The following is a 22,695-nucleotide window of genomic DNA, read 5'->3' on the forward strand; positions in this document are numbered from 1 at the left end:
TGGGTCATCCCTGGGTGTTCATAATCGCGGCGCGAAGCACCTGACGGTCGTCGAAGGGGCGTAGTACCCCTGCGATGTCCTGCCCCTGCTCGTGTCCCTTGCCCGCGACGAGCACGGTGTCGCCGGGCTGTGCGCGCGCCACGACCGTGGCGATCGCGGCGGCCCGGTCGGCCTCGATCAGGACATCGCCGCGCTCGTGCACGGGCACCTCGGCGGCGCCCGCGATCATGGCGGCAAGGATCGCGAGAGGGTCCTCTGAACGGGGGTTGTCGGAGGTCAGTACGGCGGTGTCGGACAGCCTGGCGGCGGCGGCGCCCATCGAGGCCCGCTTCTGCTTGTCGCGGTCGCCGCCGCAGCCAAGGACGATGTGCAGCTTGCCCTCGGTGACCTTGCGCAGCGCGCGCAGGACCGATTCGACGGCGTCCGTCTTGTGCGCGTAGTCGACGACCGCGAGGTACGGCTGGCCGACGTCCACGCGCTCCAGGCGGCCCGGCACACCGGGGACGGCCGCGATGCCGTCCGCGGCGGTCTGCGGGTCGACGCCGGCGACGGCGAGCGTGACGATCGCGGCGAGGGTGTTGGCGACGTTGAACGGGCCCGCCAGCGGGGCGGTCGCGGTGACGCGCTGCCCTTCGGGGCCGACCGCGGTGAACGCACTGGTGAACGGGCCGACCTCGACGTCCTCGGCCCGCCAGTCGGCGTCCGGGTGGCCCTCCGCGGAGAACGACGTGACCGGGACGCCCGACTCGGTGATGAGCCTGCGCCCGTAGTCGTCGTCGAAGTTGACCACGCCGACCCGGCTGCGCTCCGGCGTGAACAGCCGCGCCTTCGCCTGGAAGTAGTCCTCCATGCCGGAGTGGAATTCCATGTGCTCGGGGCTCAGGTTGTTGAAGACCGCCACGTCGAAGACGCAGCCGTCGACGCGGCCGAGCACCAGGGCGTGGCTGGAGACCTCCATGGCGACCGCCTTGACGCCGCGCTCGCGCATGACGGCGAAGAGGGCCTGCAGGTCGGTTGCCTCGGGGGTGGTGCGCTCGGACTTGATGCGCTCGTCACCGATGCGCATCTCGACCGTCCCGATGAGCCCGGTCAGAGCCTGCTCGTCCCGGCCCGCGGCGGCGCGCAGGCCGCCCTCGACGAGATACGCCGTGGTCGTCTTGCCGGACGTGCCGGTGATGCCGATCTGGAGCAGGTCCTCGCCGGGACGGCCGTAGATCTCGACGGCGATCTCGCCCATCCGGCCGCGTGGGTCCTCGACCGAGAGCACCGGCAGGCCCGTGCCTGCCGCCCGTTCGATGCCCGCCGGGTCGGTGAGGATCGCGGCCGCGCCGAGGCTCGCCGCCTGGGTGACGAAGTCGGCCCCGTGGAGGCGGGCCCCCGGCAGGGCGGCGTACAGATCACCTGGCCTCACCGCACGGGAGTCGTGGGTGATGCCAGTGACCTCGGCCGCACCCGGGGAATCGATGCCCAGCCGTGCGGCCAGCTTCCCTAGGGGTGTCGGGCGGACCTGGACCGGCCTGGGCGCTCCGGGGTACGTCACCGGGGCGTCCTTCTGGGTGGTTTGGGACTGATCAGCGTGTGGCACGGCGGTGAGCGTACCGGGCTGACCCGGCCTGCCGCGAAGTGAGGGGGGCGGGTCGGCGGACGGGTCTTGTTGGTTCCCGGAATCGCGGGTGATCGTTGTCACTGATGGTTCCTGAGTCACTCGCCGGGCTGGAAGGACACCGGCCGCCGCGCGGGGGCGGTGCCGCTCGGGGCTACCTGCTGGGTCTTCAGTGCGAATTCCATGACCTGCTTGTAGATGGGACCGCAGATCTGGCCGCCGAAGTAGCTGCCCCTGGTCGGGTTCTGGATGGCGCAGTACACGGTGATGCGCGGGTTGTCGGCAGGCGCGAATCCGGCGAAGGAGGCCGTGTAGCCCTTGTAGCGGCCGGTGGCCGGATCCACCCGGTTGGACGTGCCGGTCTTGCCGCCGACGCGGTAGCCGGGGATGCGCGCCTTGGTGCCCGTTCCCTCTTCGTCGTCCACCACGGACTCCAGCATCGAGGCCACGGTCTTGGCGGTCTTCTCGCTGACCACACGGGACTTCTTGGGGGCGGTGGCCGGGGTGAAACGGCCGTCGGGGCCCTTGGAGCCGCGGACCAGGGTTGGCTCGATCCTTACGCCGCCGTTGGCGATCGTCGAGTAGACCGAAGTGGCCTGCATGGCATTGAGCGACAGGCCCTGGCCGAACGGGATCGTGTACTGCTGCGAGGTGCTCCAGTCCTGCGGCTTGGCGAGGATGCCGGACGTCTCTCCCGGATAGCCGAGCCCGCTGGGGCTGCCCAGGCCGAACTTGCGCAGATACGAGTGGAGGACCTGGTTGGCCTCCGCACGGGTCTTGCCGAGCTGCTCGGTCGCGAGGATCGTGCCGATGTTGCTGGACTTGGCGAGTACGCCGTTGAGCGTCAGGTACCAGGTCGGGTGGTCGATGTCGTCCTTGAACAGCCGGTCGCCGCGGTGCAGCCGGTTGGGCACCACCACATGGGTGCCGGGGGCCGCGGCGTTCTCCTCCAGTACCGCGGCCATGGACATGACCTTGGCGGTGGAGCCCGGTTCGAAGGCGTCCTGGAGCGCCGCGTTGCCCATCGCGGCCGAGTTGGCCTGCGAGAGGTCGTTGGGGTCGAAGCCGGGGGCGTTGGCCATGGCGAGGACCTCGCCGGTCCTGTTGTCCTGCACTATGACGTAGCCACGGTCCGCCGCGGACTTCTTCACCTGGTCGGCGATGGCCTTCTGGGCGGCCCACTGGATGTCCCGGTCGATGGTCAGCTCAATGTCGGAGCCGGGTACCGCGGGCACCTCGCGGTTGCCCGCGGTGGGCACCCGACGGCCACCGGACTGCGCGTAGGTGATCTCGCCGTCCTTGCCCGCCAGCTCCTTGTTCAGCTGAGTCTCCAGGCCACCGCCGCCCTTGCCGTCGGCGTTGACGTAACCCAGTATTCCGGCGCCGAGATCGCCGTTGGGGTAGACGCGCTTGCTGCTGGGCTCCTGGAAGACACCGGCGAGCACATTGGCGCCGGTGCCGCCCTTGGCCTTGTCCGTCCTGGCCTTCTCGGTGAAGACGCTGCGGAGATCCTTGATCTGCTTCCAGATCTGCGGGGTCTGGCGGCGGGCCAGGATCGTGTACCTGCTCTTGGGTTTGCTGAGCTGCTTGGCCAGGTCGCCGGCGTCCTTGCGGAGGATGGGCGCGAGGAGCGCGGCGGCCTGCTCGGGCGTGTCGTCGGCCTTGCTGAACTTGGGGGTGAACATCGACGGGTCGGCCGTGATGTCGTACGCGTCGACGCTGGTGGCCAGCGCGATGCCGTCGCGGTCGGTGATCTCACCGCGCTCGGCGGCCAGCGTGGAGCTGGAGTACCGGTTCTTCTCCGCCTTGGCCGCGTACGCGCTCGCGTCGACGGCCTGCACCTGGAGCAGCCGTACGACGAAGGCCAGCATGACCAGGGTCAGACCGAGGCCGACCAGCCGCAGCCGGGGCCTTGGGCTGCCCAGCCGCAGGGTGCGCGCCTCCTTGCGTGCGGGGCGCGGGCGTCCCGCCGGGGGGCGCGCGGTGGATCTGGAGCGCCCCCCGCCCTGCGCACGCGCGGGGCCGGGTACTCGGCGGCGCGGTGTGGCTGGTTCCTTGGGAGGCACTGCGTCACCTGCCGGGTGTCGTGGTCGGCTGCGTGGACGGGCTCACCGGGGCGGGAGCGGGGTCGGAAGCCCGAGCGGGAGGAGCCGTGGGCGAAGGCGTGGAGGGCGCCGGGGGCGGGGCGGGCGGGGCCGATGCCACCGGCGCGGAGGGCGCCGCCGCGGGCGGCGGGGCGGGGACGCTCAGTGCGGTGGGCTGGGCGACGGGATCGGCGGACGCCTCGGTGGGCACACCGCGGACCGTGCCGTCCGGGTTGAGGAAGACGGGGCTGCCGCCGGGCACCATGCCCAGTTGGCGCGCCCTGCGCTCCAGCGCGTCGGGCGCGTATCTGTCGTCCACGTCCCGCTGGAGCGCCTGCTCCTCGTCGGTCAGTTCGGTGGTCCGCTTCTTGAGCTCGCTCAGCCTGAACGAGCCCTCGTTGAGCGAGGAATTCAACAGCAGCAGTGTGATGAGCCCACCGCCGAGAAGGAGCACGACCAGCAGCACGAAGGGGGTGCGAGCCGCCGTACTGGGACCCGAGGGCATCAGCTGCGACAACTTCGCGGCCCGCCCCTTCAACTGCTTGGCCGACTTGCTCACAGCACGTCCTCCCGGATGCGCTGCGCGCCCCGCAGCCGGGCCGGAGCAGCACGCCGGTTCTCGGCGATCTCCTCTTCCGTCGGCAGTTCCGCACCGCGTGTCAGCAGCTTCAGGCGTGGCTGGTAGCGCTCGGGCACGACCGGCAGGCCGTGCGGCGCCGTGTTGGCGGCGCCCGCCGAGAACACCTGCTTGACCAGCCGGTCCTCCAGTGAGTGGTACGAGAGGACCGCGATCCGGCCGTCCACGGCGAGGGTCTTCACCGCCGCCGGAATGGCTTGCTCCAGCACCGTGAGCTCACCGTTGACCTCGATGCGCAGCGCCTGGAAGGTGCGCTTGGCGGGGTTGCCGCCGGTGCGCTTCGCGGCCTGCGGCAGCGCGTCACGGATCAGCTCGACGAGCCGGGCACTGTTACTGAAGGGCTCGCCATCGCGCTCGCGCACGACCGCCGAGACGATCCGCTTGGCCTGCTTCTCCTCGCCGTACGCGCGCAGGATCCTCACCAGCTCACCCGGTGCGTAGGTGTTGAGCACCTCGGCGGCGCTGATGCCCGTCGTCTGGTCCATCCGCATGTCGAGCGGGGCGTCCTGGGCATAGGCGAAACCGCGGTCCGCCTCGTCCAACTGCATCGACGAGACGCCGAGGTCGAACAGGATGCCCTGCACCCGTGGGACGGACAGCCGCTCCAGGACCTCGGGCAGCTCGTCGTAGACAGCGTGCACCAGGGTGGCCCGGTCGCCGAACGGCGCGAGCCGCTCGGCGGAGAGCCGCAGTGCCTCCTTGTCCCGGTCGAGCGCGATGAGTCGCGCCGAGGGGAAGGCGGTAAGCAGGGCCTCGCTGTGTCCGCCGAGGCCGAGGGTGCAGTCGACGACGACGGCTCCCGGCTCGGCGAGAGCCGGGGCCAACAGGTCCAGGCATCGCTGGAGCATCACCGGGACGTGTCGGGTCTGGCTCATGCGCCCTCTCAGGTAGCGGCGCGGTGGTACGTACGGCCTGGTCCCCGCCCGCTCGCAGAAGGGGAGGTCGCCTGCCGGCGCCGGGGAAGTGGCGTCGGCCGACCGGCGAGCGGGAGAAGGCCGGGCCGTACGTACGCCGCGCACGCGTGAGTAACTTGCGGAATTCAAGATGTGCGTGATGTGTCCGTAAAGCAGTAAGGGGCGCGTCACGCCACCCACTTCGCGTCACTTTAGTCGACACGTCGTTCCGGTCAATCAACCGGCTGGCGCGTCGCGCGTGCGCGTTTTCACCCGTACGGAGGAGGCACCACCACACCTGTGGGTTACCTCACAACAAGCCTCGTTGACGTTCTTTGTCCCATCTCACAGCGGGCCCACCCCCACCGCGACGACTAACGTCTAGGTCATGTCGACTTCCCCGCACCTCCCCCCCGGGCCCGTCACCGCCGCGCCGACTTCGGCGCGTTCCGGAGGTACGGTGACCGACCGCCTCGTCGAGGCGAACCGCGCGTACGCCGCGGGCTTCGACGACCCCGGCATGGACGCCCGGCCCGTACTGCACGTCGCTGTGGTCGCCTGCATGGACGCGCGGCTCGACCTGCACGACGCCCTCGGGCTCGAACTGGGCGACTGCCACACCATCCGCAACGCGGGCGGTGTGGTCACCGACGACGTGATCAGGTCGCTGACCATCAGCCAGCGGGCGCTCGGCACCCGCAGCGTCATACTGATCCACCACACCAGCTGCGGTCTTGAGAGCCTCACCGAGGACTTCAGGCACGAGCTGGAGGACGAGGTGGGCCAGCGTCCCTCCTGGGCCGTGGAGGCCTTCCGCGATGTCGACCAGGACGTACGGCAGTCGATGCAGCGCGTGCGGACCTCGCCGTTCCTGCCGCACACCGACGATGTGCGCGGCTTCGTCTTCCAGGTGGCGAACGGACTGCTGCGGGAGATCGATCCCGTCAAGTGATGTGATGTGAGCAGCCAAAAAGACGGCAACCCCCGACATATCCGACCCAGTTATCCACAGGCGAGTGACACGAAGCGGTAACGGCTACAAGAATGCGGGAGTGACATCGCGCCGGAACCAATCCACGCGTGGTGTCCGTGTTTCGGGGTGGGCCGTTCCGTCGTTGTGGCGTCGGCCCGTGAATGGGGTATCCCCTGCTCCTCAAGAGCTTGGGGAAGGGCCGAGGAGGGCCGGGTGACGACCTATGACGATCGAGCGAGCCTCACAGATCTGACCACCACAGCGGAGCGTGTCCGCAGGTCGGTGGAGAGTGTGATCGAGGGCAAGCCGGAGGTCGTACGGCTTTCGCTGACCGTGCTCCTCGCCGAGGGACATCTGCTCATCGAGGACGTGCCGGGCGTGGGCAAGACCATGCTCGCCAAGACGCTCGCCAGATCCATCGACTGCTCGGTCCGGCGCATTCAGTTCACGCCCGACCTGCTGCCTTCCGACATCACCGGCGTCAGCATCTACGACCAGCAGCGGCGCGATTTCGAGTTCAAGCCCGGCGCGATCTTCGCCCAGATCGTGATCGGCGACGAGATCAACCGCGCCTCGCCCAAGACACAGTCCGCGCTCCTGGAGTCCATGGAGGAGCGCCAGGTCACCATCGACGGCCAGACCTACGAGCTGCCCAGCCCCTTCATGGTCGTCGCCACGCAGAACCCGGTGGAGATGGAGGGCACGTACCCGTTGCCCGAGGCCCAGCGCGACCGCTTCATGGCGCGGGTGTCCATCGGCTATCCGAGCCCGGAGGCCGAGCTCCAGATGCTGGACGTGCACGGCGGGATCTCGCCGCTGGACGACCTGCAGCCGGTGGCCCACGCGCACGAGATCCTGAAGCTGATCGACGCGGTCCGTGCCGTCCACGTGGCGGACGCGGTACGGCGCTACGCGGTCGAGCTGGTCGGCGCCACCCGCAACCACCCCGATCTACGACTGGGTGCGTCACCGCGCGCGACACTGCACCTGCTGCGCGCCGCGAAGGCTTCGGCCGCCCTCAGCGGGCGTGACTACGCGCTGCCCGACGACGTACAGGCACTCGCGGTGGCGGTCCTCTCGCACCGGCTGCTGCCGACCGCGCAGGCCCAGCTGAACCGGCGCACCGCGGAGCAGGTCGTCCTGGAGATCCTCCAGCGCACCGCGGTGCCCACCGCGGCGGCGCCCGACGTCGGCCGCGTGGCGGGGCGTGCGACGCCGGCGCCCGGTGGTCCGCTGTACGGAAACCAGCCGCCCGGCGTTCGGCGGCTGTGATGACGGCCGGGGAGCCCGCGCCGGTCGACGACGGCAGGGACCCGGAAGGCGGGGGCGGTCTGCGCGCGGCCCTGTCCGGGCTCACCACACGCGGCCGCTCGTTCCTGGCGGCCGGCGTCGCCGCCGCGGTCTGCGCGTACGCCCTGGGCCAGAGCGACCTGCTGCGCGTCGGACTGCTCCTCGCCGTACTGCCGCTGGTGTGCGTGGCCGTGCTGTACCGCACGCGCTACCGAGTCGCGGGGAGCAGGCGGCTCTCGCCGTCGCGCGTCCCGACCGGCGCGGAGTCACGCGTACATCTGCGGATGGACAATGTCTCGCGACTGCCCACGGGCCTGCTGATGCTCCAGGACCGGGTGCCGTACGTGCTCGGGCCGCGGCCCCGGTTCGTGCTGGACCGGGTGGAGGCGGGCGGGCGGCGCGAGGTGTCCTACCGGGTCCGCTCCGACCTGCGCGGACGTTATCCGCTGGGCCCGCTGCAACTGCGGCTGACCGACCCCTTCGGCATGTGCGAGCTGACCCGTTCCTTCAGCGCCTACGACACCCTGACCGTGATCCCGCAGGTCGAGCCGCTGCCCGCGGTGCGGCTCGCGGGCGAGGCATCGGGGTACGGCGACGGGCGCAACCGTTCACTGGCGCTGGCCGGCGAGGACGATGTGATCCCGCGCGGCTACCGGCACGGCGACGACCTGCGGCGGGTGCACTGGCGTTCCACCGCGCGCTACGGGGAGTTGATGGTGCGCCGTGAGGAGCAGCCGCAGCGGGCCAGGTGCACGGTGCTGCTCGACACCCGCCGGGTCGCCTACCAGGGGGCCGGCCCCGACTCCGCCTTCGAATGGGCGGTGTCGGGAGCGGCATCGGTCCTGGTGCACATGCTCGAACGCGGCTTCTCGGTGCGCCTGCTGACCGACACTGGGAACTCGGTGCCCGGCGAGGGGGCCGGCGGTTTCGCCGGTGCCACCCAGGAGACGGCCGACTCCGCCGGACTGATGATGGACACGCTCGCCGTCGTCGGGCACTCGGACGAGGCCGGTCTGTCCCGGTCGTACGACGTGCTGCGCGGTGGGAACGAAGGACTGCTGGTCGCCTTCCTCGGTGACCTGGACGGGGAGCAGGCGGCGGTGGCGGCGCGGATGCGCCAGCGCGGCGGCGCCGCCGTGGCGTTCGTCCTGGACAGTGCGACCTGGGTGCAGGGCCAGGCCGGCGCGGATGCCGGGCAGCCCGACGGGCGGGCTCCGGCGCAGGTCCCCGTGGAGATCACGGCGCGGGCCGAGGACCGGGCCAGACCGCTGCGCGAGGCGGGGTGGACGGTGGTGACCGTGCCGCCCGGCGCCTCGCTCGCCGACCTGTGGCGACTGGCGGAGCGACAACGCGCGGGGTCGGGGGCCTCCCCCTCGGGCGGCGCCGGCGGCACAACTGGGGGCTGGTCATGAGTGGTCGTGGAAGGCTGACACTCTGCGCCACGGCGGCAACGCTGATGGCTGCGGCCTCACTGTTGCCACTGATCGAGAGTGCTTCCTGGTTCCTCCAGGTCGTCCTGCTCGTGTCGCTCCAGGCCGGCGTGGGCGCGATAGCCCGGCGCGTGCCGCTCGCCCGGGCGCTGACCGTGGTGGTCCAGGCGCTGGTGACGCTGGTCCTGCTCACCATGATGTTCACGATGGACGAGGCGATCGGCGGTGTGCTGCCGGGGCCCGACGCGTTCAGGGAATTCGGCGGGCTCCTGTCGACGGGCGCGGAGGAGGTCGGGCGGTACGCCATCCCGGCGCCCGCGACCGACGGCATCAAGCTGATGCTGGTCGCCGGCGTCGTACTGATCGCTCTCGCGGTGGACGCGCTCGCCGTGACGTTCCGCAGCGCGGCGCCGGCCGGGCTGCCGCTGCTCGCGCTCTACTCGGTCGCCGCCGGGCTCTCGCCGGGCGGCGCGGGCTGGGCCTGGTTCCTGTTGGCGGCCTGCGGCTATCTGCTGCTCCTGCTGTCCGAGGGCCGGGACCGGCTCTCCCAGTGGGGGCGGGTATTCGGCGGCGCACCGCGTACGGCGGGCCGGCCGACTGCCGGGCTCGACACCGCGGGCGGGTCCGCCCGTGCCCCGGTCCGTACGGGCAGGCGCATCGGTGTGACCGCGCTGGGCATCGCGCTGGTGATCCCCGCCATGCTGCCCGCGCTGGACGGCGGGCTGTTGAACACTGCCGGCTCCGGGGGCGGCGCGGGCACCGGCGGCGGCACCATCTCGGCGGTGAATCCGCTGGTCTCGCTACAGAACAGCCTGAACGAGCCCGAGGACCGCGAGGTGCTGCGGTACCGCACGAACGCGGACCGTACACAGGACCTGTATCTGCGGATCGTCGCGCTCGACCAGTTCGACGGCGCGGCGTGGAAGTCCTCGGAGCGCCGGATCAACGACGTGCCTGAGCGGCTGCCCAGCCCGCCGGGGCTCAGCCCCGAGGTCAGGGCAACCGAGATCAACTCCAATGTCTCGGCCGCCGGTTGGTACTCCCAGACCTATCTGCCCCTCCCCTATCCGGCGACGAAGGTGGCTGTCGACGGTCGCTGGCGGTACGAGCCGACCGGCCGCACTCTCGTGGGCGACCGGGGCCAGACCACACGCGGTGCGCGGTACTCGGTGAGCAGCCTGATAGTGCAGCCGACCTCCGAGCAGCTGTCCGCGGCCGCCCCGGCGCCGTCCGGGCTGCTGCGCGAGTACACCAAGGTCCCCGACTCCCTGCCGGACGTGGTCAGGTCGACCGCGCTCGATGTGACGCAGGGCGCGGCGAACGACTACGAGCGGGCGGTCAGGCTGCAGGACTGGTTCGCGACGGACGGCGGGTTCACCTACGACACGCAGGTGCGGTCGGGCAGCGGAACGGCCGCCATCTCGCGTTTCCTCAGGGACAAGGAAGGCTTCTGCGTCCACTTCGCGTTCTCGATGGCCGCGATGGCCAGGACCATGGGCATCCCGGCGCGGGTGGCCGTGGGCTTCACGCCCGGCACCTCGCAGCCGGACGGCACCATGTCGGTCGGCCTGCGCGATGCGCACGCCTGGCCCGAGTTGTACTTCGAGGGCGTGGGGTGGACCCGGTTCGAGCCGACACCGTCCCGCGGCTCCGTCCCCGACTACACCCGCGCGGACACCCCGGCGGGCCGCGCGTCCGATGCCGCGCGGCCCAGGCCCAGCACCTCGGTCGCCCCCTCGGCGGCGCCCAGCGTCTCCGAGAGCTGCCCCGCGGACCTCAGGAAGCAGGGCGACTGCGGCGCGACCGCCGCGCAGGGCGGGGCGGGCCCGACCGACACGGGTCCCCCGGCCAGGACCGTGATCGGCGTGGGGCTGGGCGTCCTGCTTGTGGCGCTGCTGCCTACGCTGCCGCTGCTGTGGCGGACACGGGTCCGTGCGCGACGACTGGGTTCCGGCGGGCGCACCCCCGCGAACGCGGACGCCCGGACGCTGGCCGCCTGGCGTGAGATCACCGATTCGGCGTGGGACTACGGCATTGCGCCGGACGAGTCACTGACACCACGCAAGGCCGCCGCACGCATCGTGCGGCTCGGCGGCCTCGAAGGCACACCCGCCGAGGCGGTCCACCGGGTGGCGGGCGCCGTGGAGCAGGTGCTCTACGCGCCGCGACCACAGGCGGTGAGCGGTCTCGCCGAGGACGCGCAGCGCATACGGGCGGGCCTGCGGGCCGTGGTGGGGCGGGTCGCGCGGCTGCGGGCAGTGCTCGCGCCGCGCTCGGCCGTCCGGGTGGTCTGGGAGCTGTCGGAGCAGTGGAACGCCCTGGTGAACAGGTGGGGCACGCGCCGCTGGAACCTGGATCGCTGGGCGGTCGCCCTGCGGCGCCGCCCGTTCCGCCAGCGGGGCTGAGGGGCCCCCGACCCGGGGCCGGGTCCGTGCGGGCGGCCGTGCGCGGACGGGCCGTGGGCCGGGCCGCCGGAACCGGCCGGGCCGACTCCGGGCCGGGCCGACACCTGGCCCGGGCGGGCTGACGCTGCGAGGCGCCGCTCGCGAACCGGGCGGGCCCAGCCGACAAGGGGCACGGGGGCGGAGGCAGAGCTGACACCGTAGGGCCGTCGCGGCGGCCCCCAGGGCCTGGGCCGTCCGGGCCCGGCAGCACAGGACATGCGTGAGGGGTGACCGCCCGAAGGTGGTCACCCCTCACTGGTACTTCAAGTATGGGACGGTGCTGTGCGGCGGCCGGTAGTCACTGACCCTGTTGTTCGTCGCGACGGCGCTGCCATCGCTGCTCGATTCGGCCCATCATCGACCGGCGCTGCCGAGTCTGGCGGCCGGCCGACGGATCAGAAGCCGGTTGTTCACCCGGCTTCGGAGCCTTGCGCCAGCCAGTGACCGCGAGTACCGCGCAGCCGAGCATCACAAGGAAGCCCACCACACTGACCCAGATCTGCTGTGCGACCATTCCGGCCATGAGGAGCGCGATACCCACCAGAAAGCCAGCGACTGCCTGGTAGACCCGTCGTCGGGTATACGTACGCAGCCCGCTTCCCTCAAGCGCTGTCGCGAACTTGGGATCTTCGGCGTACAGCGCTCGCTCCATCTGCTCGAGCATTCGCTGCTCGTGCTCCGAGAGCGGCACGGAGTCCTCCTACTCGTCGGTCGCGGGGGGCGACCGTTTGCGGCCCTTTCAGAATAGGCAGGGAATCGCCCCCGTGAAACCCGCCCTCTACGCCAAATAACCAATCCGGGCCGCCAAGCCGTTTCGACTGCCTGAGGCGTGCATTCCCCATTGGCCGATCCGTCATGCCGGATGGTGTCCCTCGATCATACGGGGCGAGAGGCCTGATCGGAGGGCCTGTGGCGTACTCCATGCGCGACTGCGTCGCTGATCAGCCCCCATCGGCGTCCACTTCAGCCCGCGTCGGGCTGCCGCTTCTCGCCCAGAACGTGGAGCTGGGTGGCGACGGAGTGGAAAGCGGGCAGCTCCGCGACCGCGGCTTCGAGCTTGAGCAGGGCCTCCTGGGCGCCGGGCTCGGTATCCACCAGAACCCCTGGTACGAGGTCCGCGAAGACCCGCACTCCATGCACGGAGCCGACCTCCAGACCGGCCGCCCGAGCCAGTTCGGTGAGCTGGTCGGCGGTGAAACGGCGGCCTGCAGGGTCACCCTCGCCCCATCGGCCGGCCGGGTCGGTGAGCGCCTTCCTGGCCTCGGTGAAGTGCCCGGCGAGTGCCCGCGCGAGGACGGCGCCGCCGAGCCCGGCCGCGAGCAGGCTGAGCGTCCCGCAGGGGCGGAGCGCGTCGACCGCGTTGCGCAGGCCCTCGGCGGGGTCGTCGAGGTATTCGAGGACGCCGTGGCACAGGACCGCGTCGTAGCCCTCGCGCTCGACCACGTCGAACAGGCCATGGACATCACCCTGCACACCGCGCACCCGCTCTGCCAGGCCCGCCTCGGCGGCCCGGCGCTCCAGCGCGAAGAGCGCGTTGGGGCTGGGGTCGACGACGGTGACGCGGTGGCCGAGGCGGGCGACGGGCACCGCGAAGTTACCCGTGCCGCCGCCGGTGTCGAGGACGTCCAGGGCGTCCCTCCCGGTCGCCTTGACCCTGCGGTCGAGGCCGTCCTTGAGGACCTCCCAGACCACAGCGGTACGGAGAGAGGCGCGGGGGCGCATCGGGTCCGACACGGCAGTTGACTCCTCGGCGCGGCGCCGCCGCGGGCGGCGGGGCGGTGAACAGTGCGGGGGCTAAAAGGCCCTGCCCACCCTATTGCCTTCCCGCACCGGTCCGGCTCACCCCGCGTCTGGGTGCTCCGCACGCTCCGTACGGGGCCGCGGCAGCACCGGGTCGAGGACCAGCAGCCGCTCGACCAGGCGCAGGAACATGGCGGTGTCACGCAGCAGGTCGTCGGCGTCCCTGGCGCTCGCCGCTCCCTGTATGCCCGCCTCGGCGCGCGCCCGGCGGGCGGCGCCGGAGGCGAACAGGGCGCTCCACTCGGACAGTTCCGGCGCTATCTCCGGGAGGACCTCCCAGGCGCTGCGGATCCGCTGGCGCCTGCGCGGCCCGGTCTCGGGCCGGCCGCGGGCGGCGAGGACCGCTGCCGCTGTGCGCAGGGCGGCGAGATGGGCCATGGCGTACCGCTCGTTGGACGTTTCGAGGCCGACTGCCTCCTCCAGGCCACTGCGGGCCTGGGCGAGCAGGTCGAGGGCGGCGGGCGGCGCAGTGGCCCTGCGCAACACGGGGTGGACGTCACTCGGCGGGCCATTGGGCGAGGGTGCAGGGCCGGTGACGCGGCGCCGGTGTGCGGCAGCTGCGGACGTGCGAGCCATGACGAACCTCCTGTCGTCGTGTGACGGCACTGTGGCCGTATGTGTCCATCGTGAGGGACACCACTGACAATCCGCCCTGACCTGGCCTTTTGCTTCGCTCACAGGTTCGAGATACTTTTGCACTGACTGGTCAGTCTAAAAATGGGGAGGGCTTGTGAACAGCCCAGCGCACGGGGCAGGTGTGTCCGCCGACGGCTTCGGGCTGAAGGGGCCGCGCGGTTGGGCCTTTCGCGGCGTACACGTCGAGGCGGAGCCCGGCTCACTCGTAGCCGTCGAGGGCCCGTCCGGCTCTGGCCGCACCTGTCTCCTGCTCGCTCTCACCGGGCGCATGCGCTCCACCGAGGGCCGCGCGCAAGTGGGCGGCCGCCACCTGCCCAAGGAGCTGGCCGCCGTACGCCGGATCAGCGCGCTCGGCCCGGTGGCCGGGGTCAACGAACTCGATCCCGCCTTCACCGTGGCCGAGCATCTGCGTGAACGTGCCCTGTTGCGGCGCCGCTACGACGGTTCGCTGCGCGCGCTGCTGCGCCCGCGCGCCGTACGCGCCGCGGAGGCGCAGGCCGGAATCGACGCGGCGCTCGACGCCGCCGGTCTGGATCTGGCCTCGCTCCCCAGGGGGCCCCGCACTTCCGTGCGGGACCTGGAGCGGCTGGAGGCGCTGCGGCTGTCCGTCGGGCTCGCGCTGATGAGCCGCCCCCGGCTGCTCGCCGTCGACGACCTGGACATGAAGCTCTCCGATGCGGAACGCGCACTGGCCTGGGAGCTGCTGCGCTCCGTCGCCCGGGAGGGGACGACCGTCCTGGCGGTGTGCAGTGAGGCACCCGGCGACGCACTGCGGGTCACCACCGCGGTCGTCGGCGCCAGCGACGACACAGACAGCACAGCCGACAGCACCGGCACCACCACGAAGAGCACCACCGACAACGAGGAAAAGGGGGCGGACGATGCGCTCGCCGAAGCTGGCCGCGCTTGAGCTGAAGCGGTTCGGCAGGGGGAAGCTGCCGCGCGCCGCGCTCGTCGCCCTCCTGTTGCTTCCGCTGCTGTACGGCGCGCTGTACCTGTGGTCCTTCTGGGACCCGTACGGCAAGCTCGACCGGATACCCGTCGCGCTGGTCAACGACGACAGGGGCGCCACCGCCGCCGGCAAGAAGATCGCCGCAGGTGACGAGATCACCGGAAAGCTGCGCGACAGCAAGGTCTTCGAGTGGCACGAGGTGAGCGCCAAGGAGGCCGACAAGGGCGTGGAGGACGGCGCGTACTACCTGTCGCTGACCATGCCGTCCGACTTCAGCAGTCGCATCGCGTCCAGCTCCGGCGACGTACCCGAGACCAGCGCCCTTCAGGTCCGTACGAACGACGCCAACAACTACATCGTCGGGCAGATCTCCCGGACGGTCTTCTCCGAGGTGCGGACCGCCGCTTCGAAGAACGCGTCCCGCTCGTTCCTCGACAAGATCTTCATCTCGTTCTCAGACATCCACGACGAGACGGAGAAGGCAGCCAAGGGCGCGTCCGAACTCGACGGCGGGGTCGGGAAGGCGAAGAAGGGCTCGGGAGAGCTCAAGAGCGGGCTCAACAAGGCCAAGGACAGCACGAAGGCCCTCGCGGACGGCCAGAAGAGCGCCAAGAAGGGCAGCAGTGATCTGGCCCACGGGGTGAAGAAGCTGCACAAGGGCTCCGGCGAGCTGAAGAGCGGTACGCGGCAGGTCGCGGACGGCACGCAGACGCTCGCCGACAAGGTCAACGGGATCGCGGGCGCGGTCCGCCCGTATCTGCGGGACAACGGGAAGACGGTCGGCGACACGGCGCGGCTGGTCGCCGACAGCACTCGGGTGGTACGCGACCGGCTCGGCACCCTCGTGGAGAAGGCGCCCGTCGCGGCGGAGGGGTCCCGCAAGGCGGCCACCGCACTGCACGGCGTCTACACCGCGCGCTGTGTGGACCAGCCCCTCCCGGACCCGGCATGCCCCCAGTTGAAGAAGGCCGACAAGGCCGCGGCGGACGCCGCCCTGATCTCCGGTGACGTCAACGCGCTCGTCAAGGACCAGGGCACGGACCTCAAGCAGTTGGACAAGGACCTGGCGAAGCTCCAGAAGCAGGCGCGCGAGCTATCCGTGCGCGCCCCCCACCTGGACGAGGACCTGACCAGTGCCGTCGCCAAGGTCAACGCGCTCAACACCGGTGCCAAGAAGGTCGCGAAGGGCGCGGCCAAGCTCGACACCGGCCTGGCCACGGCGCAGAACGGCGCAGCCGACCTGGACCGCGGAATCGGCAAGCTCGACACCGGCGCCACCAAACTGGACACCGGCGTCGGCAAGCTCAAGTCCGGCGCGGGCAAGCTGGACGGCGGCCTGATCAAGCTCTCCGACGGTTCCGGCGAACTGGCCGACGGGCTGCACAAGGGCGTCGGCAAGATCCCCGACTACGGCAAGAGCGACCGCGACGACCGCACCGAAGTGATGGCCGACCCTGTTCAGCTCGCCTCCCAGTCGATGCACCGCGCCCCCAACTACGGCACGGGCTTCGCCCCGTACTTCATCCCGCTGTCCCTGTGGGTCGGCGCGATGGTGGCGTACATGCTGATCCAGCCACTGAACCGGCGCGCCCTCGCGGCCGGTGCGTCGGCCTGGCGGATCGCCTTCGCGGGCTGGCTCCCGGTGGCGGCGCTCGGGGTGCTGCAGAGCGCGGCGCTGCTGTCCGTACTGCACTGGGCGCTCGGACTGCAGATGGAACGGGCCGCGGGGACGGCCGGCTTCCTGGTACTGGTGACGGGCTGCTTCGCGGCGATCGTGCAGTGGCTCAACGCCCGCTTCGGCGCGGCGGGCCGGATCCTCGTCCTGGCGGTGCTGATGCTCCAGCTCACCTCGGCGGGCGGCACGTACCCCGTACAGACCAGCCCCGACTTCTTCAACGCCATCCATCCCTTCCTGCCGATGAGTTACGTCGTGGAGGGGCTGCGCAGGCTGATCACCGGCGGCGGCCTGGAGCCCGTCTGGACGGGCAGTGTGGTGCTGCTCGCCTTCACCGCCGGGGCGCTGGCCCTGACCGCCGTCTCCGCGCGACGCAAGCAGGTGTGGACGCTGGACCGTCTCCACCCGGACCTCAGCCTGTGAGAATCGTGTCCATGGAAAGCAGCAGAACGCGCCGCGAAGGCACCCGGCAGAAGCTCTACGAGGCGGCTGTCACTCTCATCGCGGAGCAGGGTTTCTCCTCGACGACGGTCGACGAGATCGCCGAACGCGCCGGGGTCGCCAAGGGCACGGTCTACTACAACTTCAAGAGCAAGAGCGAGCTCTTCGAAGAGCTGCTGCGGCACGGCGTCGGCCTGCTCACCGCGTCCCTGAAGGCCGCGGCCGACGAGACGGAGGAGCGCGAGGGCACGAAGGTGGAGGCCCTCGACGCGATGATCAAGGCGGGGCTGGTCTTCATCGACCGCTACCCGGCCTTCACCCAGCTGTACGTGGCCGAGCTGTGGCGCACCAACAGGGCCTGGCAGTCGACGCTCCTGGTGGTACGGCAGCAGGCGGTCGCCGTCGTCGAAACGGTGCTGCGGGAGGCCATCGAGAACGGCGAGCTGAGCGAGGAGATCGACATTCCGCTGACGGCGGCGGCGCTGGTCGGGATGGTGCTGGTCGCGGCGCTGGACTGGCAGGCGTTCCAGCCGGAGCGGACGATCGACGATGTGCATGCGGCGCTGTCGCGACTGCTGCACGGGCGCGTGAGCGGCCGCTAGCCCCGGAGCGCAGTCGCCCCGACGCGGGGCGCGCGGGCACAGAAACGCGCCGGTCCGGTGAAGCTCGATCCCCCCGAGCTTCACCGGACCGGCGTTTTTCCTTGTTCCCCCCGTGCTCCCCCGGCGGCCCCCCGACCCCCGTGGTCCTCCCCCGCTGCTTCCGGGGAACCGCTCCGCTCCGCCGCCCCGTGTCGGCGGTGTCGGCGCTGCGCCCCTTCCGTGGTCCCCACTCTTCCGTCTGCGCAGGTGGGAGCCCATCCGCGTAACTACTCATCTCACCCACTAGGTACGGATACTCACCCCTGTGTGCTCAACCTCAGTCCCCCGCGGCCGGGACTGGTTACGATCACGTCCGTGTCCGTACTCCCCCTTGTCTTCACCAGCGGCTGGGCCAGCGGGATCAACGCCTACGCGGTGGTCCTGCTCTTCGGCATCTTCGGCGCGACCGGGCTCACCGACGAGGTGCCCGAGTCACTCCAACGCCCCGACGTCCTGATCGTCGCCGGGGTGCTCTTCCTGTGCGAGGCGGTCGCCGACAAGATCCCGTACGTCGACTCGGTCTGGGACTCGGTGCACACGGTGGTCCGGCCGGTGTCGGGCGCCGTCGTCGGCGCGCTGCTGGCCGGGCAGAGCGGTTCCCTGCCCGAGCTGGCCGCCGGTGCGGTGGGCGGCTCGACAGCGCTCCTGAGCCACCTGGTCAAGGCCGGCACGCGGATGGCGGTCAACACCTCGCCCGAGCCGTTCAGCAACATCGCCGTCAGCACGGCGGAGGACCTGGGCGTCGCGGGGATCATCAGCTTCGCGATCTTCTATCCGGTCGCCGCCGCGATCATCGCCGCAACGCTGCTCCTCCTCGGCCTGGTGATACTGATCTTCCTGGCGGCGAAGATCCGGCGGTTCCGGCGGCGCAGAGCGCAGCGGCGCGAGGAGAAACGGCTCGGACTGGGCACCCCCCGGTCTCCTGGCTGAGCCGTCGGCCAGGCTGTCAGTGGCGGCCGATAAAGTCTTCGGCATGGCACGGATTGCGGTGATCGGCGCCGGCATGGGCGCGATGGCGACGGCTGCCCGGCTGGCCGTCGCGGGCCACCGGGTCGCGGTGTACGAGCGCGCGGCGACCTACGGCGGCGCGGTGGGCCGATTCGAGCGGGACGGGTTCGCCTTCGACACGGGGCCCGGTCTGCTGCAGTTGCCCGCCGTCTACCGGGACTTGTTCGCCAAGACGGGCAAGGAGTCCCTGGAGCAGTGCGTCGGGCTCAGGCCGGTGGACCCGGCCGCCCGGCACCTCTTCGCGGACGGTACGGACGTCTCCCTGCCCAACGCCTCGCGCGCGGGCGTCGTCGCCGCGCTGGACACGGCGCTCGGCGCGGGGGCGGGCGGGCGCTGGGGCGAGTTCCTGACCCGAGCCCGCGACGCCTGGGACCGGACCAGACGGCCGCTCCTGGAGGAACCACTGCGTCCGGACCGGGAAGCCCTGGCCCGCGACCCGTATCCGTCGGTGCCGCGGCGCCGGGTGCTGCGGCGCGGCCGGGCGGCGGGCACCCTCGCCGAGGTCGGTGAGTGGGAGTTGTCGGACGCGCGTCTGGCGGCCCTGTTGGAGAGTTACGCCCTCGCCTGCGGCCTCGATCCGCGCGACGCCCCGGCGTCCGCCGCCGTGCTGCCGTACATGGAGCAGACCTTCGGCAGCTGGTATGTGACCGGCGGGATGCGGGAATTGGCGAAGGCCCTGTACGAGCGGTGCCTGGCGCGCGGGGTGGAGTTCACCTTCGGCGCCGAAGTGAGCGGCCTGCCGGAGAAGGACGGCCGCGTCGCGGGTGTGCGGCTGGCGGACGGCGCGGTGGTCGACGCGGACTCGGTGGTCGCGGCCGTCCACCCGTCCCGGCTGAGCGCGCTGCTGCGCGGGACGCACCAAGAGCTGTTCGCCCCGGACGAGGTCCGGCGTGACGACCCGCGTGGCGCGGCAGCGGGCCAAGTCACGGTCTGCCTGGCCCTCTCCGGGCCGCGGGACCCCGGCGCCGCCCACCGCACCGTGGTGCACTCGGCAGGGCGCGACGACGAGCTGCGCGGACTCTTCGACCGCGGCCACCAGGATTCCGCGTCCCGGCGGCCCACCGTGTGGGTCTCGCGCCCCGACGATCCGGCGCTGCGGCCGGACGCCGGCCACGAAGCCGTCGTGCTCACCGCCGCCGCACCGCCCCTGGGCCGGTACGACTGGTCGGCGCCGGGAGCCAAGGACGCCTGGGCGGACGGGATGACCGCCGTCGCAGGGGCTGCGATGGAGGGCCTGGCCGGTCGTGTGCTGTGGCGTGAGATCCGCACCCCGGCGGACACCGCCGACGCGACGGGCGCCCCGGGGGGTGGAATGCCGGCCCCGGCCCTGGCGGGCGCGGGGGGCGGGTATCTGGCGCCCGGCAATACGACGCGGCTGCCGGGACTCTACTTCGCCGGAGGCTGGGCCCATCCGGGCGGCGGGCTGGCGCACGCCGGGATGTCGGGCGCGCTGGTCGCGGGCCTCATCGTCGAGGGCGACGCGTTCCGCGGCTCGCGGTGACCCAGCGGTGGACCCGCGGGGAAGTGGACCCGCGGCGAGACGACGGGCCGGTGATCCTGCCCCGGATGCTGGGCAGTTGAGACCGGGCGGCCCGTTCCGTCAGTAGCGGTACTGCTCGTTGTAGCCGGTGGAGTCGTATCCGTTCTGGTACGGCTCCTGGGGCGGCTGCTCCCCGCCGAAGGGCTGCTCGCCGTCGCGCTGCTGGGGGACCCAGACCCCGCCGGGCGGAGTCTCGTTGTAGCCCTGCTGGCCGCCGTAACCGTTGTCGTACTGCCCGCCGTACTGCTGGGTGCCGATGTACGGGTCGGAGTAGGCGGCGTACTGCTGGTCCCCCCCGGCCGGGTAGTTGTACTGCCCGGCGTAGCTGTCGTGCTGCTGGGGGTCCGGCTGCTGGTATCCGGAGTAGGCGGTGTCGTACCCGGCGAAAGCGTCGTCCCGGGTCTGCGTCGCCTCGTACGCCGCGTCGTTGTAGACGGCGTACTGCCCGGTCTCGTCCGGCAGGGGCTCCGGCGCGTACACCGGCTCCGGCTGCGGGACCGGCTCGTACGCGAGGTCGGAGACCTCCAGGGAGGGCTCCTGCTCGACGGCGCGCCCGCCGCCGCGCTTGCGGCGCCGGCTCTCGCCGGGCTTGCCGCCGATCGCCCAGCCCGTGGAGAAGCCGCGGCGGAAGGACAACGTCACGTACATCTGCCCTGTCGCGAAGGCGACGGCGCCCGCCGCGATCACGAAGACGGAGGGCAGCAGGACTCCGATCACCACGCCAAGGAAGCCGGTGAAGGCGAGCAGCCGCCAGCGCAGCCGCGCCTTGTACTGCAGCAGCACCTCACCGAGCAGCCACAGTGCTACGACTCCGAACGCGATGTAGAGGACCGTCCAGCCCATGTACGCCCCTCCTCGTACGACCGCCGCTCCTGGGATACGGCAGGCACTGCTGTCAGGACTGCTCGTGCAGTCCGAGATTCTCGTAGATCTCGAGCGTCGCAGTGGAGTTGTTCAGCGTGATGAAGTGCAGCCCGGGCACACCCTCGGACAGCAACGTCGCGCAGAACTCCGTCGCGAACTCGATGCCAATGGAGCGTACAGCCGCCGGATCGTCCTTGACCGCGAGGATCCGCTCTTTCAGAGCCTCCGGGAACGATGCGTTGCTGAGCTGGCTGAACCTTTCGATCTGTTTGACGCTGGTCACCGGCATGATCTCCGGGATGATCGGAGTCTCGCAGCCCGCCTGCGACACGCGGTCGCGCATCCGCAGGTAGTCCTGCGGATCAAAGAACATCTGGGTGATCGCGTAGTCGGCACCGGCCCGGCACTTGTCCACGAAATGGCCGATATCAGCGTCCCAGTCGGCCGATCGCGGGTGCATCTCGGGGAAGGCCGCGACTCCCACGCAGAAGTCGCCCGACTCCTTGATCAGCTGGACCAGGTCCGCCGCGTACGTCACGCCTTTCGGGTGACGGACCCACTCGCCCATCGGATCGCCGGGCGGGTCGCCGCGCACGGCGAGGATGTTGCGGATACCCGCGTCGGCGTACTGCCCGACCATGTTGCGCAGCTCGGCGACCGAATGGTCGACGGCGGTGAGGTGCGCGACCGGTGTGAGGGTGGAGTCGGCGGCGATCCGCTGAGTGGCCTTGACCGTGCCCGCGCGGGTGGAGCCGCCGGCGCCGTAGGTCACGGAGACAAAGCTGGGGGCGACTGCCTCGACGCGGCGCAGCGCGTTCCAGAGGTTGCGCTCGCCCTTCTCCGTCTTGGGCGCCCAGAACTCGAACGAATACGAGGTTTTCCCGGTCGCGAGCATGTCGCGAACGGTCCGTGCGCGATCAGTCCTGGTGGAAGCAGTGCCAAAGGCCATACTGGCAGGTTAGCCAGGGGGGCGCGAACCCCCAACCAGAGCGACGAGTATGACCGTTTTGCGGCTTTGCTGTCCACCCTTCGGACAGTGCTCCGGCACGCCGCCCACCGCGCTCCGGCGGCTGTCCCCACGCTACGCGTGGAATCTGTCGCCGACCCGCTTGGCGAGTGCGGCCGTCGCGGCTGCCGGGTCGTCGGCCTCGGTGATCGCCCGAACCACCACGACCCTGCGGGCACCCGCGTCCAGCACCTCGTCGAGGTTGCCCGCGTCGATCCCGCCGATCGCGAACCACGGCCGGTTCTGGCGCAGCGCTGCCGTGTACCGGACGAGCCCCAGGCCCGGGGCGTATCGCCCGGGCTTGGTGGGGGTGGGCCAGCAGGGGCCGGTGCAGAAGTAGTCCACGCCCGGCTCGGCGACGGCCGCGTCCACCTCAGACTCGGCGTGCGTCGAGCGGCCGACGAGCACATCGGGGCCGAGGATCGCGCGTGCGGCCGGCACCGGCAGATCCCCCTGCCCCAGGTGCAGCACGTCGGCGCCGATGCCATGGGCGACATCGGCCCGGTCGTTCACCGCGAGGAGCTTGCCGTGCCTGCGGCAGGCTTCGACGAAGACCTGGAGGTGCTCCAGCTCCTCGGCCGCTTCCATGCCCTTGTCCCGCAGCTGCACGATGTCCACACCGGAGGCCAGCACGGCGTCCAGGAACTCCGGAAGGTCGCCCTGGCGCTTGCGGGCGTCCGTGCAGAGGTACAGCCGGGCGTCGGAGAGCCGGCCCCCGGTCGCGGAAATGGGACTGGAGCTCGGACTGGGCATGGCGAATATCCCCCGTTGGTCGGCG

Annotated in this window: 19 protein-coding genes; 9 read left to right on the plus strand and 10 right to left on the minus strand. The window is 71.3% G+C overall.

The window, feature by feature from the left end; all coding sequences use genetic code 11:
• Positions 1-4 precede the first annotated feature (4 nt).
• The 4 genes from ACLLJJ_RS08170 to rsmH are packed head-to-tail and all read right to left on the minus strand — an operon-like array spanning position 5 to position 5,199.
• Positions 5-1,687 (minus strand): UDP-N-acetylmuramoyl-L-alanyl-D-glutamate--2,6-diaminopimelate ligase, encoded by a 1,683-nt coding sequence (locus tag ACLLJJ_RS08170; RefSeq protein ID WP_434588606.1) that lies wholly within the window; start codon positions 1,685-1,687, stop codon positions 5-7.
• Positions 1,688-1,701: 14 nt separating this feature from the next.
• A complete protein-coding gene (locus ACLLJJ_RS08175; protein WP_434588607.1) occupies positions 1,702-3,669 on the minus strand; it encodes a peptidoglycan D,D-transpeptidase FtsI family protein in 1,968 nt (655 codons plus the stop codon).
• 4 nt (positions 3,670-3,673) lie between these two features.
• Entirely contained in the window at positions 3,674-4,246 is a 573-nt protein-coding gene (locus ACLLJJ_RS08180) for an FtsB family cell division protein (RefSeq protein WP_434588608.1), read from the minus strand.
• Positions 4,243-5,199, minus strand: a complete 957-nt coding sequence (gene rsmH / locus ACLLJJ_RS08185; protein WP_434588609.1) for a 16S rRNA (cytosine(1402)-N(4))-methyltransferase RsmH — start codon at positions 5,197-5,199, stop codon at positions 4,243-4,245. Before rsmH ends, ACLLJJ_RS08180 begins: the two co-directional genes overlap by 4 nt.
• Positions 5,200-5,605: 406 nt before the next feature.
• On the opposite strand from rsmH, the gene ACLLJJ_RS08190 reads away from it, so the two are divergent.
• The 4 genes from ACLLJJ_RS08190 (at position 5,606) to ACLLJJ_RS08205 (ending at position 11,315) form a co-directional block, all read left to right on the plus strand.
• Positions 5,606-6,169 (plus strand): beta-class carbonic anhydrase, encoded by a 564-nt coding sequence (locus tag ACLLJJ_RS08190; protein ID WP_434588610.1) that lies wholly within the window; start codon positions 5,606-5,608, stop codon positions 6,167-6,169.
• Positions 6,170-6,403: 234 nt separating this feature from the next.
• Positions 6,404-7,462 (plus strand): AAA family ATPase, encoded by a 1,059-nt coding sequence (locus ACLLJJ_RS08195; protein ID WP_434588611.1) that lies wholly within the window; start codon positions 6,404-6,406, stop codon positions 7,460-7,462.
• Positions 7,462-8,892 carry a DUF58 domain-containing protein gene (locus ACLLJJ_RS08200; RefSeq protein WP_434588612.1) on the plus strand — a complete coding sequence of 477 codons (1,431 nt, stop codon included), beginning with the start codon at positions 7,462-7,464 and terminating at the stop codon, positions 8,890-8,892. Before ACLLJJ_RS08195 ends, ACLLJJ_RS08200 begins: the two co-directional genes overlap by 1 nt.
• Complete coding sequence (locus ACLLJJ_RS08205; protein ID WP_434588613.1) at positions 8,889-11,315, plus strand: transglutaminase TgpA family protein; 2,427 nt, start codon at positions 8,889-8,891, stop codon at positions 11,313-11,315. Before ACLLJJ_RS08200 ends, ACLLJJ_RS08205 begins: the two co-directional genes overlap by 4 nt.
• 337 nt (positions 11,316-11,652) lie before the next feature.
• On the opposite strand, the gene ACLLJJ_RS08210 is transcribed toward ACLLJJ_RS08205, so the two are convergent.
• From ACLLJJ_RS08210 to ACLLJJ_RS08220, 3 genes are all read right to left on the minus strand, one after another.
• On the minus strand, positions 11,653-12,045 hold the full coding sequence (locus tag ACLLJJ_RS08210) for a DUF3040 domain-containing protein (RefSeq protein ID WP_283516215.1): 393 nt from the start codon (positions 12,043-12,045) through the stop codon (positions 11,653-11,655).
• Positions 12,046-12,317: 272 nt separating this feature from the next.
• A complete protein-coding gene (locus ACLLJJ_RS08215; RefSeq protein WP_434588614.1) occupies positions 12,318-13,088 on the minus strand; it encodes a methyltransferase in 771 nt (256 codons plus the stop codon).
• A 105-nt stretch (positions 13,089-13,193) separates the two neighbouring features.
• Positions 13,194-13,730 (minus strand): SAV_6107 family HEPN domain-containing protein, encoded by a 537-nt coding sequence (locus tag ACLLJJ_RS08220; protein ID WP_434588615.1) that lies wholly within the window; start codon positions 13,728-13,730, stop codon positions 13,194-13,196.
• Between the two features lie 154 nt (positions 13,731-13,884).
• On the opposite strand from ACLLJJ_RS08220, the gene ACLLJJ_RS08225 reads away from it, so the two are divergent.
• The 5 genes from ACLLJJ_RS08225 to ACLLJJ_RS08245 all read left to right on the plus strand — a co-directional run bounded on the left by ACLLJJ_RS08225 (position 13,885) and on the right by ACLLJJ_RS08245 (position 20,008).
• Positions 13,885-14,700, plus strand: a complete 816-nt coding sequence (locus ACLLJJ_RS08225; RefSeq protein WP_434588616.1) for an ATP-binding cassette domain-containing protein — start codon at positions 13,885-13,887, stop codon at positions 14,698-14,700.
• The gene (locus ACLLJJ_RS08230) at positions 14,672-16,840 is read left to right on the plus strand and encodes a YhgE/Pip family protein (protein ID WP_434588617.1); all 2,169 of its coding nucleotides are present in this window, start codon (positions 14,672-14,674) and stop codon (positions 16,838-16,840) included. Before ACLLJJ_RS08225 ends, ACLLJJ_RS08230 begins: the two co-directional genes overlap by 29 nt.
• An 11-nt stretch (positions 16,841-16,851) precedes the next feature.
• Positions 16,852-17,460 (plus strand): TetR/AcrR family transcriptional regulator, encoded by a 609-nt coding sequence (locus ACLLJJ_RS08235; RefSeq protein WP_434588618.1) that lies wholly within the window; start codon positions 16,852-16,854, stop codon positions 17,458-17,460.
• A gap of 354 nt (positions 17,461-17,814) precedes the next feature.
• Positions 17,815-18,429 (plus strand): DUF4126 domain-containing protein, encoded by a 615-nt coding sequence (locus ACLLJJ_RS08240; protein WP_434588619.1) that lies wholly within the window; start codon positions 17,815-17,817, stop codon positions 18,427-18,429.
• Positions 18,430-18,472: 43 nt separating this feature from the next.
• Positions 18,473-20,008 carry a phytoene desaturase family protein gene (locus ACLLJJ_RS08245; protein WP_434588620.1) on the plus strand — a complete coding sequence of 512 codons (1,536 nt, stop codon included), beginning with the start codon at positions 18,473-18,475 and terminating at the stop codon, positions 20,006-20,008.
• A gap of 99 nt (positions 20,009-20,107) precedes the next feature.
• Here the strand turns inward: ACLLJJ_RS08245 and ACLLJJ_RS08250 are convergent, their stop codons facing one another.
• The 3 genes from ACLLJJ_RS08250 to thiE form a co-directional block, all read right to left on the minus strand.
• Positions 20,108-20,890, minus strand: a complete 783-nt coding sequence (locus ACLLJJ_RS08250) for a hypothetical protein (RefSeq protein WP_434588621.1) — start codon at positions 20,888-20,890, stop codon at positions 20,108-20,110.
• Between the two features lie 52 nt (positions 20,891-20,942).
• The gene (metF, locus tag ACLLJJ_RS08255) at positions 20,943-21,860 is read right to left on the minus strand and encodes a methylenetetrahydrofolate reductase [NAD(P)H] (protein WP_434588622.1); all 918 of its coding nucleotides are present in this window, start codon (positions 21,858-21,860) and stop codon (positions 20,943-20,945) included.
• A 132-nt stretch (positions 21,861-21,992) separates the two neighbouring features.
• Positions 21,993-22,670 (minus strand): thiamine phosphate synthase, encoded by a 678-nt coding sequence (gene thiE / locus ACLLJJ_RS08260; protein ID WP_434588623.1) that lies wholly within the window; start codon positions 22,668-22,670, stop codon positions 21,993-21,995.
• Positions 22,671-22,695 lie beyond the last annotated feature (25 nt).

The sequence above is a fragment of the Streptomyces sp. A5-4 genome (assembly GCF_051131715.1).
Classification (GTDB): domain Bacteria; phylum Actinomycetota; class Actinomycetes; order Streptomycetales; family Streptomycetaceae; genus Streptomyces.